This window comes from Pseudomonas sp. ICMP 10191, assembly GCF_001467335.1.
GTDB lineage: Bacteria > Pseudomonadota > Gammaproteobacteria > Pseudomonadales > Pseudomonadaceae > Aquipseudomonas > Aquipseudomonas cerasi.
This window is the reverse complement of the sequence record NZ_LKGW01000001.1, coordinates 134,959-148,634: the sequence shown is the minus strand read 5'-3', so window position 1 is coordinate 148,634 and position 13,676 is coordinate 134,959. Positions and strand designations below refer to the sequence as shown.

Here is a 13,676-nt window from a genome sequence, read left to right as displayed (position 1 = left end):
CTGCAACCGATCAACCTATGAATGACGTAAGGAATAACTCCGTGTCCATGATCAAACAAGGCCTGGGCCTGAGCCTGTTGGCGCTCGGTATCGCCCAGGCAGGCAGCGTATTCGCTGTCACGCCGATGACCGGCAATGAAGTGGAAGCGCGCGTAGGCGCGATGCTGGACAACATGACGCAATCGGAAAAAATCAATTTTTCGCGCGTTGACGACGGCCGCATGATTCCCAAGCTGGACAAGTTCAACCTGCAGGGCACGGTCGCCTATGACTCGGCCATGGGTGTACTGGTCGGCGGCAAGACGTTCGGCGCGCAGTACCCTTCCCCGTCAGCACTTGCGGCCACCTGGAGCATCAATCGCGCCAAGGAATTCGGTCTGGCCATCGGCTACGAAACCCGCATCGCGGGTGGGCAGCAGATGCTGTCACCAGCCATCAACCTGTACCGCACGCCGTTCAACGGCCGGGCGGCTGAGTACATGAGCGGCGAAGATCCGTTTCTCGGCGCAGTACTGGCACCGGCAGTCACCAACGGTATCCAGGTTCAAGGCATCCAGGCGGCCGCCAAGCATTACCTGATGAACGAGCAGGAAGCGAACCGTCATTATCTGGATGTGAAGATTGACGAACGAGCGATGCAGGAGCTGTACCTGCCGGGCTTCGAGTCGCTGGTCAAGAACGCCAATATTGCCTCGGTCATGTGTGGCTACAACAAGATCAACGGCGAATACGCGTGTGAAAACCATCACCTCATCACCGATATCCTGAAAGGCCAGTGGGGCTTTCAAGGTAACGTCATGAGCGATTTCAACTCGGTTCAGGACGCCTTCAAGGGTGCCTGGGCAGGCACCGATATCGACATGCCCAGCGGCCTTCAGTTTACTGAAGCGAAACTGCTGCCTTATGTCTGGAATGGTCAGTTGCACCAGAGCGTGATCGACGACAAGGTGCGCAGGAACCTGAGAGCGCTGGTCAGCTACGGCTTTGACAAGGGGATCAACAAGGCGCAGCCACTGGAGCATCGTGAATACGGGCAACTGGCGGCCTTGAACGTGGCCCGAGAATCGATCGTCCTGCTGCGCAACGAGCCCGTGGACGGTCAAAAACCTCTATTGCCATTGCCGAGAAACGCAAGGATTGCCGTGATTGGCGACATGGCCATGCAGCCGCCGACCGCGCCGTTCGGTACTGCCTATTCGGCACCGGCCAGCTATGTCACCGAAGTGAGCGGACTCAAGCAACTGGCGTCTGACCCGTCCAATGTGGACTACCTGCCACAGATGAGCCTCAACCCCAAATCGTCGGTCTGGTATCAGCCAGGCAGTGACCAACAGGCGATCAGCAATACCGGCGTAAAAGCCGAGTATTACGCCAACACCTCGCTGTCCGGCGACCCGGTGGCAACCCGCATAGAACCGGGCGTCAACCTGGACTGGATTACCAATACCAACGTCACTGATTACGGCAGCAGCGCGGTCAATGGCTACAGCCCTTCAGCCGGCTCGTTCTCGGCCCGTTTCACTGGCAAGATCAAACCGACGATCACCGGTCCCCAGGTGTTCAAGGTCCGCGCGGACGGTGCCTATAAACTCTGGATCAATGATGAACTGGTGCTCGAGGACGAGGGCTCGCAAGTCTCGTTCGACCTGATTCCAGTGGTTCCGCGGACGGTTAAAACCGTGAACCTCAAGGCTGGCAGCGAATACAACGTGCGCCTCGAATACCGCCGGCTCAAGGGCAACTTCACCCCGGTACTGGGCGGCATGAACGGCGTGCAGATGAGCTGGGCAGCGTTGCGTCCACCGAAGAACCTGGGGGATTACGACGCTGTCGTGGTAGCCGCCGGCAATAACTTCGAGTACGAGGGTGAGTCGCTTGATCGTCCGTTCGAACTGCCGCAATTTCAGTCCGAGCTGATCGGTTTCATTCAGAAAGCCAACCCGAAAACCATCGTGGTGCTGCACGGTGGCGGTGGCATGGACATGCAACCGTGGGCTGACAAGGTAGCGGCGTCTCTGCATGCCTGGTATCCAGGGCAACAGGGCGGCCAGGCACTTGCTGAAATCCTGTTCGGCAAGGTCAATCCATCGGGCAAGCTGCCGATCACGCTGGACAAGAAGGCGCAGGACAATCCGAGCTATGCGTCGTACTCGAACCCGGTGCCGTACTATTTCAGCAGCCCTAACCCGCCTGTCGAGATGAGCTACAGCGAAGGCCTGTACCTGGGCTATCGCGGTTACGACAAGAAGCACACCAAACCGCTCTACCCATTCGGCTTCGGGCTTTCGTATACCACTTACGCGTACAGCGATCTGAAGCTGTCGAGCAACGTGCTGGCACCGGGTGCGACCATTCAAGCGTCGTTCAAGGTTACCAACACGGGTGACAAGGCTGGTTTTGAAGTGGCTCAGTTGTACGTGCAGCCTTCCAAGCCGTTGGTTGATCGTCCAGAAAAAGAGCTGAAGGGCTTTTCCAAGGTTTACCTGAAGCCTGGCGAAAGCAAGACCGTGACCATTGCCCTGGACTCGCGCTCGTTCGCTTACTACTCAGCCAACTCGGTGAGCTGGAACGTTGACCCTGGCAAGTTCAAGGTGCTGGTGGGCAAGGACTCGGAAAACCTGACGCTCGACCGCACGGTTGTAGCGCTGTACCCGGAGCAATTGACCACTCGCGACTCCAACCCGCTGCCGATCCCCCTGCGCAAGGCCGTACAGGTCAAGGCAGAACAGGCTTACTAAGCCACATTCATCCCAGGCAACATTCACATGCCAAAGGCATCGGTGGTCGACAGGACCACCGATGCCTGCCTGGCAAATGCCCGCAACTCAGCGTGCAGCCAGATCCCTCGCGAGTCGTTCGAGAAACCTGGCAAACCCCGCCTCTATCTGCACATCCCCTGGCGATCGAAGCCATTGAATCTGCATGCCATCCATCATGGCGGCTATCTCCAGGCTGATCTGCCTTGCGTCAACATCCGCTCGAATTTCGCCTGCCTCGACCAGCAACTTCAGGTGCGCCTGAAGATGGCCGTGCACGATCGCGAAACGCTCGCTGAACCAGCGGTGTGCAGGATGCGTCACCGAGAGACTTTCAGTGTTGATGATCATCAGCGCCTGGCTGACCGCGGCGTCTTCGATACTGAAACTCAGGACCTGCTTCAGAAACGACAGGAACCCATCCAGAGAAGCGACCTGATCGGCATCCTGCAGCCTGGCGGCAATGTACTGGTCGCGATGTTCGAGAACGGCTTGCAGCAGCACCAGTTTGGTCGGGAAGTGGTGCAGCAGGCCGACCTGGGAGAGACCTGCCACCTTGGCAATGTTGGTCAGCGAGGCGCCGGCATACCCATCCCGAGCGAAGAGGGTCATGGCCGCCTTGATGATTTCGGCCTTGCGTACCTCGCCCTTGGGCAGGCGACGCTTGGCTGCGGGCTGCTTGGCTGCAGAGGGTGTACCGGAACTGTTTGCATCGATGGACATACGAAGGGCACGTTTCGCATAACGAAAGGGTAAATCCTAGCATGCGCTCCGCAGAACCCCTGAAAAAAGGCTGACCCGCAAGCACAATTCGCATCAGGTCATGAGCAATGTGCGCAGCCTGCAAACAAAGTTGTTCCCCTGACCTGACGCCCTATAAAGAAAGCCCTCCACAGGCCGATGAATACCCGGACAAATCGCCGCGCCTTGACCATCTCGCCTGAATCGGCTCAGGACACGATGGCTGCTTTAAATTCCTGATCCGTCGAAACCCGATTCGTCGGCAGATGTCCACTGACACGGCCACTGCGCTGCGGTCACGACAGGACGTGAATTCAAGCGCGACAATGACTGTATGGTGGTCGCCATAGAAAGAGGCACATCAGGTGCAGCCTGCCGAGAGAAAGTGGTCTATTCGCTGATACTCGCGCCCGGGACGCACACAGGCAAATGCAGATATCAATAACGACCGGATTCAACGTGCAAAGCAGGCCACCGGCAAGTGCCCGCCCATGCCGAATATAACGTGTGAGCGGGAGGCGCTCTGAAAGACCTGACAAGAGAAGAGCTTGAAGCGCAGATCGTGGACCTGCGCAGAATGCTTGAAGAAGCCGGCATCGACGCCGCAACGAATACCCCTCGACACGTAGCCGTTGGCCAGGAGGCACGCCAGCGCGCAGTCTTTGAAAGCGCGATGGATTTCGCCATGATCCTGACCGATGGCAACGGCATCATTACCGACTGGAACCCGGGCGCAGAACAGGTTCTGGGCTGGACCCAGGATGAGATGGTCGGTCAGAGCGCCGAGCGTTTCTTTACGCCCGAAGACCTGGCCAACGACCGGATAGAGCATGAAATGCAGCTGGCGCTGAGCGTAGGCCGGGCGTCGGACGAGCGCTGGCACCTGCGCAAGGACGGTGAGCTGTTCTGGGCATCGGGCGAGATGATGCCGCTCTACGACGAAAGGAATACGCACCTCGGTTTCGTGAAGATCCTGCGCGATCGCACCCGCGAGCACTTGGCGCGCCGCGCGACCGAGGAAGCCCAGGAACGTTATCGGCTGGCCGCCAAGGCGACCAACGACGCGATCTGGGACTGGGACTTTGCAGCCAATCTGGTGCTCTGGAACGACGCGCTTGAGGAGGCTTACGGCCACCCGCTGGCAACCCTGGACAACTCTGGTGACTGGTGGATCAGCCAGATCCATCCCGACGACCGTAGCCGCGTGTACAACTCCATTCACGCCGTGATCGACGGCAATGGCACTGCCTGGACGGATGAATACCGCTTTCGTCGGCTGGACGGGTCCTATGCCGATGTACTGGACCGCGGCCATGTAATACGCAATACCGACGGCCAGGCGGTGCGCATGATCGGTGCAATGCTCGACATGTCACAGATGCGCAAGGCCGAGACGGCGCTGCGCCAGAGCGAAGAGCGCTCCAGGGCCATGCTGGAGACCATCGAAGCTGCATTCGCCATCATTCAGGTCAAGTTCGATGCCGATGACAGCCCCGTGGACTACCGCTTCATCGAAGCCAACCCCGCTTTTGAACGTCAGGCCGGCGTCGATCTGCGCGGCAAGTGGGTGACCGAGTTCGCGCCGGACCTGGAGCGGTTCTGGTTCGAAGCCTATGGGCACGTCGCAAAAACCGGCGAGCCTGCCAGCTTCGAGAACTATGCCAAGGCTTTCGAGCGCTGGTTCGAAGTCAAGGCGGTTCGTGTCGGTGAGCCGGCTGACCGGCAGATTGCGGTGATCTTCAGCGATGTGACGGCGCGACGCGATGCCGAGGAGCGCTTGCGCACCAGTGAGGCCGTCGCACGCGAAAACATCGACCGCGTTCAGCTCGCCCTGGCCGCCGGTGCAATCATCGGCACCTGGCACTGGGACTTGCCGACCGATCGCTTTACCGTCGACGAAGCCTTCGCCAAGGCCTTCGGTCTGGACCCCGGGCTGGGCCGTGAAGGCCTGAGTCTGGAGCAAGTCATTGCCACTGTTCACCCGGAAGACAAGCAATGCCTGATCCATGCGATCAATGCGGTCATCACCAACGGACGTGTTTACGCCCACCAGTACCGCGTTCGTCGTACTGACGGGGTCTACTACTGGATCGAAGCCAACGGCCGGGTCGACCGAGCAGAGGATGGGACGCCACTGAGCTTCCCCGGTGTGCTCATCAACGTTGACGAACGACGCGCCGTGGCAGCCGAACGCGACCGTGCCACTGCCGCGCTTCGGGCACTCAACGACACGCTTGAGCAACGCGTGGCAGCGCGCACCACCGAGCTCATGCAGGCCGAAGAGAAGCTGCGCCAGTCACAGAAAATGGAAGCGGTCGGGCAACTGACCGGTGGCCTCGCCCACGACTTCAACAACCTGCTGGCAGGCATTTCCGGCGCCCTGGAACTGATGGGCTCGCGGATCGAGCAAGGCCGCTGGGGCGAGGTTGACAAGTACATCGTGACGGCCCAGGGCGCGGCCAAACGTGCAGCGGCCCTGACGCACCGGCTGCTGGCCTTCTCTCGACGCCAGACCCTGGACCCGCAGCCGACCGACGTGAACAGGCTGATGAAAGGCATGACCGATCTGATCCAGCGCACGGTCGGCCCCAGCATCGTGGTCGAGACCATAGGTGCCATGGGTTTATGGCCGACACTGGTCGATGCCAGCCAGCTGGAAAACGCGCTGTTGAATCTGTGCATCAACGCCCGCGATGCGATGCCGGACGGCGGACGCATCTCCATTGAGGCGAGCAACCGCTGGATAGACGGCGATGTGGCACGCGCACACGATATGCCTGAGGGCCACTATCTTTCGCTGTGCGTGACCGATACCGGCACCGGCATGACGCCTGATGTCATCGCCAAGGCATTCGACCCCTTCTTCACCACCAAGCCCATTGGTCAGGGCACCGGGCTGGGCCTGTCGATGATTTACGGGTTTGCCAACCAGTCCGGCGGACGCGTGCGCATTCAGTCTGAGGTTGGCAAGGGAACCGCGATATCGCTGTACCTGCCCCGCTACGAAGGTACTGCGGCCAGGGACGAAGGCGATGTGCACAAGGCGCCATTCGAGTTTACCCAGTCCGGGGAAACCATCCTGATCGTGGACGACGAACCCACGGTGCGCATGCTGCTCACCGATGCCCTCGGTGACCTGGGCTATACGTTGATCGAAGCCGCCGACAGCCTGGCCGGCCTCAAGCTGCTGCGCTCGGATGTGCATATCGACCTGCTTATCACTGACGTGGGCTTGCCGGGCGGCATGAACGGACGACAAATGGCCGATGCCGGACGCGAGGTCCGCCCGCATCTGAAGACACTGTTCATCACCGGCTACGCGGAAAACGCCGCCATCGGTGACGAACAGCTCGGGCCAGGAATGCGCGTACTGACCAAGCCATTTGCGATTGACGCGTTGGCCGCCAGAGTCCAGGAACTGATGAGCGCCTGAGTAGACGGCCCGGTGCAACCCTGCCCCGGGCCGTCAACATTGAGCGCTGCGCAAACCCGGTGCTAACATGCGCGACCGCCATGCAGGCAAGGGAATAACCGGGTCATGAGCAGTATCCGCGAGCGCAACAAAGAACTCATCCTGCGCGCTGCCAGCGAGGAATTTGCCGACAAGGGCTTCGCCGCCAGCAAGACCAGCGACATCGCAGCCAAGGCCGGTGTCCCCAAGCCCAACGTCTACTACTACTTCAAATCCAAGGAAAACCTCTATCGCGAGGTGCTGGAAAGCATCATCGAGCCCATTCTGCGTGCCTCGACACCCTTCAATCCCGAAGGCATACCTGCCGAAGTCCTCAGCCGCTATATCCGTTCGAAAATACAGATTTCCCGCGACCTGCCCTTCGCCTCGAAAGTGTTCGCCAGCGAGATCATGCATGGCGCCCCGCACCTGACAGCGCAGCAGATTGAACAGCTCAATGGCCAGGCACGGCACAACATCGAATGCATCCAGGCCTGGATCGACAGCGGACAGATCGCCCCGCTCGATCCTCACCACCTGATGTTCACCATCTGGGCCGCGACCCAGACCTATGCCGATTTCGACTGGCAGATCGCAACAGTCACCGGCAAGGCAAAACTGCAGGACGCCGATTACGAGGCGGCAACCCGGACCATCCTCAGGCTGGTGCTCAAGGGTTGCGAGCCGGACCGCTGAACCCGCCCTGCTTTCCTGCAGACGCAAAAAACCCGCCGAAGCGGGTGGTTTTGCAACATGACCATTCCGACATCCTGTCAGTAGCCTCCTGGCAATGGTCGATCCTCCCTGATCACTGCGGCGTTCCTTCGCTGCAGCTGTTGAATTGGATCCTACATTCACTGAATTCACTGAGGGTCCGTCGATAGAGCCAATCGCGTCTGTTGCTGTAAGCCTTTCGCCATAGCGGTGTACGCCGTTAAAAAGTGTGACCGGCCGCTCATGTTTGGTCAGGATGCGCCGAGATGCTTGAAAGACTCTGAATCGCGCGTTGCGCGGATCGGAGTCATCAGAAGAAAAAAAATAATGCATGGGATGCTAATCATGAGTATGCGCAGTTTGTCCATCAGTCGCCGTCTGTGGCTGATTCTTGTCGTTTCAGTGCTGATGCTCTTCGTCCTGTCGGCGACGCTGCTCAGGCAGCTGCATAACGATCTGTATCAGGCCAAGGCCGAGAAAACCATGCATGTGGTGCAGACTGCCAGCGGCATCCTCTCGTTTTATCAGGGGCTTGAAGCTGCAGGCGGCATGACACGCGAGGCTGCGCAACAGCAGGCCTTGAAAGAGATAAAGAGCCTGCGTTACAGCCAGAGCGACTACTTCTGGATCAACGACCTGCGCCCGGTGATGATCATGCACCCCACCAACCCCAAACTTGAAGGCCAGGATCTGTCGACCATCAAGGACCCGGACGGCTTTGCGGTGTTCAACGAAATGGTCACGCTGGTCAAAGCCCAGGGTGCCGGGATGGTGAATTACCGTTGGCCCAAGCCCGGCGCCAGCGAGCCGGTGAAAAAGACCTCCTACGTGCAGCTGTTTCAGCCATGGGGCTGGATTCTGGGTTCCGGCGTGTACGTCGACGACGTGGCGGCAGAGTTCAAGACACAGCTGTGGAACGCCGGGATGTTCATCGCCGGCATCGTGCTGATCATGGTCTTGCTGCTGGTGATGATCGTACGCAGCATCGTGCGCCCTCTCAGAGCGGCGGTTGATGCGATGGCCGATATTGCCAGTGGCGAAAGCGATCTGACCCGCACGCTGGAAACCCACGGCAAGGATGAAATCACTGAACTGGGTACGCACTTCAATGCCTTTGTCGCCAAGCTGCGCAATGTCGTCGGTCAGTTGCAGCACTCTGCCGTGGCGCTGGGCCAGGCCTCGACCGATCTGGGCAGCGACGCCGAACAGGCGCAAGGCCGCAGCGAAAAACAATCGCAGCAAATGGATCTGGTTGCCACGGCGGTCAACGAGGTGACCTACGGCGTGCAGGACGTGGCCAAGAACGCTGAACATGCCGCCAGCGAAATGCGCGATGCCGAGTCGCAGGCACAGCAGGGCCAAATCAATATCGATAACAGCCTGCGCCAGATCGAACACCTCTCCAGCACCATTGGTCAGGCCGTGCAAGTGATGCAGAGTCTGGCCAGCGAGAGCACACAGATCGGCAGCGTGCTGGAAGTGATCAGTTCGATTGCCGAGCAGACCAACCTGCTGGCGCTGAACGCAGCCATCGAAGCGGCGCGCGCCGGCGAACAGGGCCGCGGCTTTGCCGTGGTGGCCGATGAAGTGCGCCTGCTGGCCCAGCGCACGCAGAAGTCGACCGCAGAAATCCAGTCAATGATCGAACGCCTGCAAAAGCATTCCGATGCAGCGGTCAAGGTGATCGGCGACAGCAGCCGTTCCTCGCAACTGACCATCGAGCAGGCCAATCAGGCCGGTCAGAGCCTGACCTCAATCAGTCAGGCGCTGCGCAACCTCAACAGCCTGAACGCCTCCATCGCCAGTGCCACCCTGCAGCAGACGCACGTGGTGGATGACATCAACCAGAACGTCACCCAGGCCGCACAATTGTCCCAGAGCACGGCACTGGCCGCCGAACAGTCGACTTCGGCCAGTCTGCACCTGCGCGGGTTGAGCGAAGAATTGAACACCTTGCTGAAGCAGTTCCGGGTTTAAATCTGCATGGTGATTGGCGGGCGTACGGAACCTCGTGCGCCTCTTGTTGCCTGAGACCTGCTTATTCAACCGCTCATTAGCTGCTTATTTAATTGCAGGGGGTCACATGCGCACACTGGAGCTGGCAGGCAGAACCGTACCAGTGCTGGGTCAGGGCACCTGGCACATGGGTGAAAAAGGGCATCAGCGCTCGGCAGAGATCGCGGGCCTGTGCCTCGGTATCGAACAGGGCCTGACCCTGATCGACACCGCCGAGATGTACGCCGATGGCGCAGCCGAGGAAATCGTCGGTCAAGCCATTGCCGGACAGCGGGACAAGGTATTCGTGGTCAGCAAGGTCTACCCGCACAACGCCAGCCGCGCCGGTATCCCGACCGCGTGCGAGGCCAGCCTGCGACGAATGAACACCGACTACATCGACCTGTACTTGCTGCACTGGCCTGGCCAGTACCCGCTGACCGAGACGGTCGAGGCATTCGAGCGTCTGCGTGAAGCGGGCAAAATCGGTGCCTGGGGTGTTTCCAACTTTGATGTGCCGGACATGATCGAGCTCAACAACCCGCGTTGTGCCACCAATCAGGTGCTCTACAACCCGGAGCAACGCGGCATCGAGTTCGACCTGATGCTGTGGAGCGCGGACCGTCATCTGCCGTTGATGGCGTACTGCCCGATCGGTCAGGCTGGCGATCTGCTCTACCACCCTGCCCTGCACGAAATCGCCAAACGCCACGATGCAACACCGGCACAGATTTCCTTGGCCTGGGTGCTGCGTCAGGACAACATGATCGCCATTCCCAAGGCGACCAACCCGGAACACATTCGTCTGAACATCGCAGCCGAGCAGATTCGTCTGACCGAGCGTGATCTGGCCGATATCGATCTGGCATGGCCTGCACCCACTCGCAAGGTGCCGCTGGCGATGGTCTGACCGCTGTCAATGCGACAGCGAGCTGTCGATTGACTGAACGGCTGCCCACCCAGCCGCTTGCCGGTATGACAGATGACACACCCGGCAACAAGCTGTCACAAATATGAAATAACGCCTTGTCATCATGCGGCCTTCGCCTCCCTGCCCGGGCCAGGCCGCACGTGGACAGCCATGAACCACAGTATCGCGCACCATCATCAGGACTCCGACCTTTTCGGTCTGCTCTACGGCTTCCGGTTTCGCCACGGTGAAAGTGGCCAGGAAATCGGTTCGGCTGCCGCGCTGGATTACCTGCAAAACCCTCCCGAAGAGAACGACTTCATCTGGCTGCACCTGAACCTCTCGCATGCGGCCTGCGAGCGCTGGATGAAAACCCAGCTGGATCTTCCGGAAGAGTTTTTCGAGGCATTGCACGAGGGCTCGCGCTCGACCCGGATCGAGCACGTGGATACCACGCTGCTGGCGGTCGTCAACGACGTGGTGTTCGACTTCAACAGGCTCTCAACGGATATTTCCACCTTGTGGGTCTGTGCCCGCCAGCGTCTGCTGATCACCGCCCGGCTGCAGCCGCTGCGTTCGGTGGACAAGCTGCGCTCGGCAGTCAAACGCGGCGAGCAATTCGACTCACCGCTGGAACTCCTCGCCCATTTGCTGAGCGATCAGGGCGAAGTGCTGACGCAGTTTCTGCGCAAGACCAGCGTCAACGTCGACCGCATCGAAGACCAGTTGCTTTCGCAGCGACTGAGCAACAATCGCTCCGAACTCGGCGCCATGCGCCGGGTGCTGGTACGTCTGCAACGCCTGCTGGCGCTGGAGCCCGGTTCGTTGATGCGCCTGTTGCACAAACCTCCGCAATGGTTGCGCGAACAGGATGTCCAGGCATTGCGTCAGTCCATCGAAGAGTCCTCGCTGGTGATCAACGACCTCACGGCGCTGGGCGAGCGCATCAAACTGCTGCAGGAAGAAATTGCCGCCAACCTCAACGAGCAAAGCAGCAGAACCCTGTTTACCCTGACCGTGGTGACTGTTCTGGCCTTGCCGATCAACATTGTCGCCGGCTTTTTCGGCATGAACGTGGGGGGCGTACCGCTGGCGTCCGACCCTGAGGGATTCTGGATTCTGGTGGCGCTGGTGGCGACCTTCACCCTGGTTGCCGGGCGCTGGGCGTTCCGCAAACGCGGAGACTACTGACCGGCCTGCCGGTTGTCAGAAATCTGGCGCAAAAGCGCACTGATTGGTGGCATGTCGCATCTCTGTCACATTTTGCAATGACCATGTCAATATTCTTTCAATCCAGGATTGCGAACATGGCTACAAACGCACTGTCTCCAGACGCTCTCGGCAAGGCGAGCCTGTCAGCGAGTCAATTCGGTCGCAAGCCCAGCCGAATGACCATGATACTTTTCTTCACGATACTTATCGCAGGCTTGCTGTTCACCGGCTACAGCCTCAAACAGGACGTTGACGACATGGGCACGGTGGTCACCACCTGGACCCCGTTCGTGCTGTTGGGTGTAGCGTTGTTGATCGCGCTGGGATTCGAATTCGTCAACGGCTTTCATGACACGGCCAACGCCGTCGCCACCGTGATCTACACCCACTCCCTCCCGCCGGGCTTTGCCGTGGTCTGGTCGGGCTTTTTCAATTTTCTCGGCGTGATGCTTTCCAGCGGCGCGGTGGCATTCGGCATCATTGCCCTGCTGCCGGTGGAACTGATTCTGCAGACCGGCTCATCGGCAGGCTTCGCGATGATCTTCGCGCTGTTGATCGCGGCGATCATCTGGAACCTCGGCACCTGGTGGCTGGGTCTGCCGGCGTCCTCGTCACACACGCTGATCGGTTCGATCATCGGGGTCGGTATCGCCAACGCCCTGATGCACGGCCGCGACGGCACCAGCGGTGTGGACTGGTCGCAGGCCACCAAGATCGGTTACTCACTGCTGCTCTCGCCACTGGTGGGTTTCGGCTGTGCCGCGTTGCTGTTGCTGGCCATGCGCATGTTCATCAAGAACCGCGCGCTGTACAAGGCTCCGGAAGGCAATGCGCCGCCACCGTTGTGGATTCGCGCCATGCTGATTGTGACCTGCACGGGCGTTTCGTTCGCGCATGGCTCCAACGACGGGCAGAAAGGCATGGGCCTGATCATGTTGATTCTGGTTGGCACCCTGCCGATGGCTTATGCGCTGAACCGCACCATGCCCGCCGATCAGGCCACTCAGTTCGGTGCGATTGCAGAGGTCACCCAGCAGGCATTGATGCGCAGCGTTCCCCTGCCCGCCCCGACCGATTCGCGCAAGACCCTGTCCGATTATCTGGTCAGCAAACAGGCCGGCCCCGACCTGATCCCTGCGCTGGCGGTCATGACCGGCAAGATCGGCAATCAGGTCGCCAGCTACGGCTCGCTCTCGAAGGTGCCTGCCGAAGCGGTGACCAACGTGCGTAACGACATGTACCTGACCTCGGAAACCATCCGCCTGATGGAGAAAAACAAGGTCGGCGATTTCGACGCGGATACCAGGACCAAGCTTGAAGCGTTCAAGGGTCAGATCGACAGTGCCACGCGGTTCATTCCGACCTGGGTCAAGATTGTCGTGGCCATCGCCCTGGGGCTGGGCACGATGGTTGGCTGGAAGCGTATCGTGGTGACTGTGGGCGAGCGCATCGGCAAGACGCACATGACTTACGCTCAGGGCGCGTCGGCAGAGGTCGTGGCGATGTTCACGATCGGGGCGGCGGACATGTACGGGCTGCCGGTGTCGACGACCCATGTGCTGTCGTCCGGCGTGGCCGGTTCGATGGTCGCCAATGGCTCGGGGCTGCAAATGCGTACCCTGCGCAATCTGGCCACGGCCTGGGTTCTGACCCTGCCGGCGGCAATCCTCTTGTCAGGTTCTTTGTATTGGGTGTTCAGCAAGCTGTTCTGATGCTTGTTGCGTTTGCCTGGCGTCCTGCCAGGCAACCCCCGGATCAGCGCCGGGACTCAGCCGTCACTTACGTCGCACTCTGCGTCGTCTGTGCCATCGCGGTTGAAAAGCACTGCGTTGGCAGCGGCTGCGAGTAAGGCGTGACGTTGTTTCGCATCAGGGGTGGATGGCGCAGAGCGTCATGA

Annotated in this window: 8 protein-coding genes; 7 read left to right on the top strand and 1 reads right to left on the bottom strand. The window is 59.9% G+C overall.

What is annotated here, in order from left to right; translation table 11 throughout:
- The first annotated feature begins 47 nt into the window (after positions 1-47).
- Positions 48-2,738, top strand: a complete 2,691-nt coding sequence (locus AO388_RS00515) for a beta-glucosidase (RefSeq protein WP_044308619.1) — start codon at positions 48-50, stop codon at positions 2,736-2,738.
- 87 nt (positions 2,739-2,825) lie between these two features.
- Here AO388_RS00515 and AO388_RS00510 read toward each other — a convergent pair whose 3' ends face one another.
- On the bottom strand, positions 2,826-3,479 hold the full coding sequence (locus AO388_RS00510; protein ID WP_058415900.1) for a TetR/AcrR family transcriptional regulator: 654 nt from the start codon (positions 3,477-3,479) through the stop codon (positions 2,826-2,828).
- A 595-nt stretch (positions 3,480-4,074) separates the two neighbouring features.
- Between AO388_RS00510 and AO388_RS00505 the strand changes: the two genes are divergently transcribed.
- The 6 genes from AO388_RS00505 (at position 4,075) to AO388_RS00480 (ending at position 13,491) form a co-directional block, all read left to right on the top strand.
- Positions 4,075-6,930 carry a PAS domain-containing hybrid sensor histidine kinase/response regulator gene (locus AO388_RS00505; protein WP_004414005.1) on the top strand — a complete coding sequence of 952 codons (2,856 nt, stop codon included), beginning with the start codon at positions 4,075-4,077 and terminating at the stop codon, positions 6,928-6,930.
- 105 nt (positions 6,931-7,035) lie between these two features.
- A complete protein-coding gene (locus AO388_RS00500) occupies positions 7,036-7,644 on the top strand; it encodes a TetR/AcrR family transcriptional regulator (RefSeq protein ID WP_003368596.1) in 609 nt (202 codons plus the stop codon).
- A gap of 363 nt (positions 7,645-8,007) precedes the next feature.
- Positions 8,008-9,639, top strand: a complete 1,632-nt coding sequence (locus tag AO388_RS00495; protein ID WP_054081193.1) for a methyl-accepting chemotaxis protein — start codon at positions 8,008-8,010, stop codon at positions 9,637-9,639.
- Between the two features lie 106 nt (positions 9,640-9,745).
- Positions 9,746-10,567: an aldo/keto reductase gene (locus tag AO388_RS00490; protein WP_003315245.1), complete on the top strand. Its 822-nt coding sequence runs from the start codon at positions 9,746-9,748 to the stop codon at positions 10,565-10,567.
- Positions 10,568-10,738: 171 nt separating this feature from the next.
- Positions 10,739-11,758: a transporter gene (locus tag AO388_RS00485; RefSeq protein WP_003368594.1), complete on the top strand. Its 1,020-nt coding sequence runs from the start codon at positions 10,739-10,741 to the stop codon at positions 11,756-11,758.
- Positions 11,759-11,874: 116 nt separating this feature from the next.
- Entirely contained in the window at positions 11,875-13,491 is a 1,617-nt protein-coding gene (locus AO388_RS00480) for an inorganic phosphate transporter (RefSeq protein WP_024662568.1), read from the top strand.
- The last annotated feature ends 185 nt before the right edge of the window (positions 13,492-13,676 follow it).

What these genes read in the sequence shown, in the direction of transcription:
- AO388_RS00515 (WP_044308619.1), top strand. Translation starts at nt 48, where the DNA reads ATGATCAAACAAGGCCTGGGCCTGAGCCTGTTGGCGCTCGGTATCGCC.
- AO388_RS00510 (WP_058415900.1), bottom strand. Translation starts at nt 3,479, where the DNA reads ATGTCCATCGATGCAAACAGTTCCGGTACACCCTCTGCAGCCAAGCAG.
- AO388_RS00505 (WP_004414005.1), top strand. Translation starts at nt 4,075, where the DNA reads ATGCTTGAAGAAGCCGGCATCGACGCCGCAACGAATACCCCTCGACAC.
- AO388_RS00480 (WP_024662568.1), top strand. Translation starts at nt 11,875, where the DNA reads ATGGCTACAAACGCACTGTCTCCAGACGCTCTCGGCAAGGCGAGCCTG.
- AO388_RS00500 (WP_003368596.1), top strand. Translation starts at nt 7,036, where the DNA reads ATGAGCAGTATCCGCGAGCGCAACAAAGAACTCATCCTGCGCGCTGCC.
- AO388_RS00490 (WP_003315245.1), top strand. Translation starts at nt 9,746, where the DNA reads ATGCGCACACTGGAGCTGGCAGGCAGAACCGTACCAGTGCTGGGTCAG.
- AO388_RS00495 (WP_054081193.1), top strand. Translation starts at nt 8,008, where the DNA reads ATGAGTATGCGCAGTTTGTCCATCAGTCGCCGTCTGTGGCTGATTCTT.
- AO388_RS00485 (WP_003368594.1), top strand. Translation starts at nt 10,739, where the DNA reads ATGAACCACAGTATCGCGCACCATCATCAGGACTCCGACCTTTTCGGT.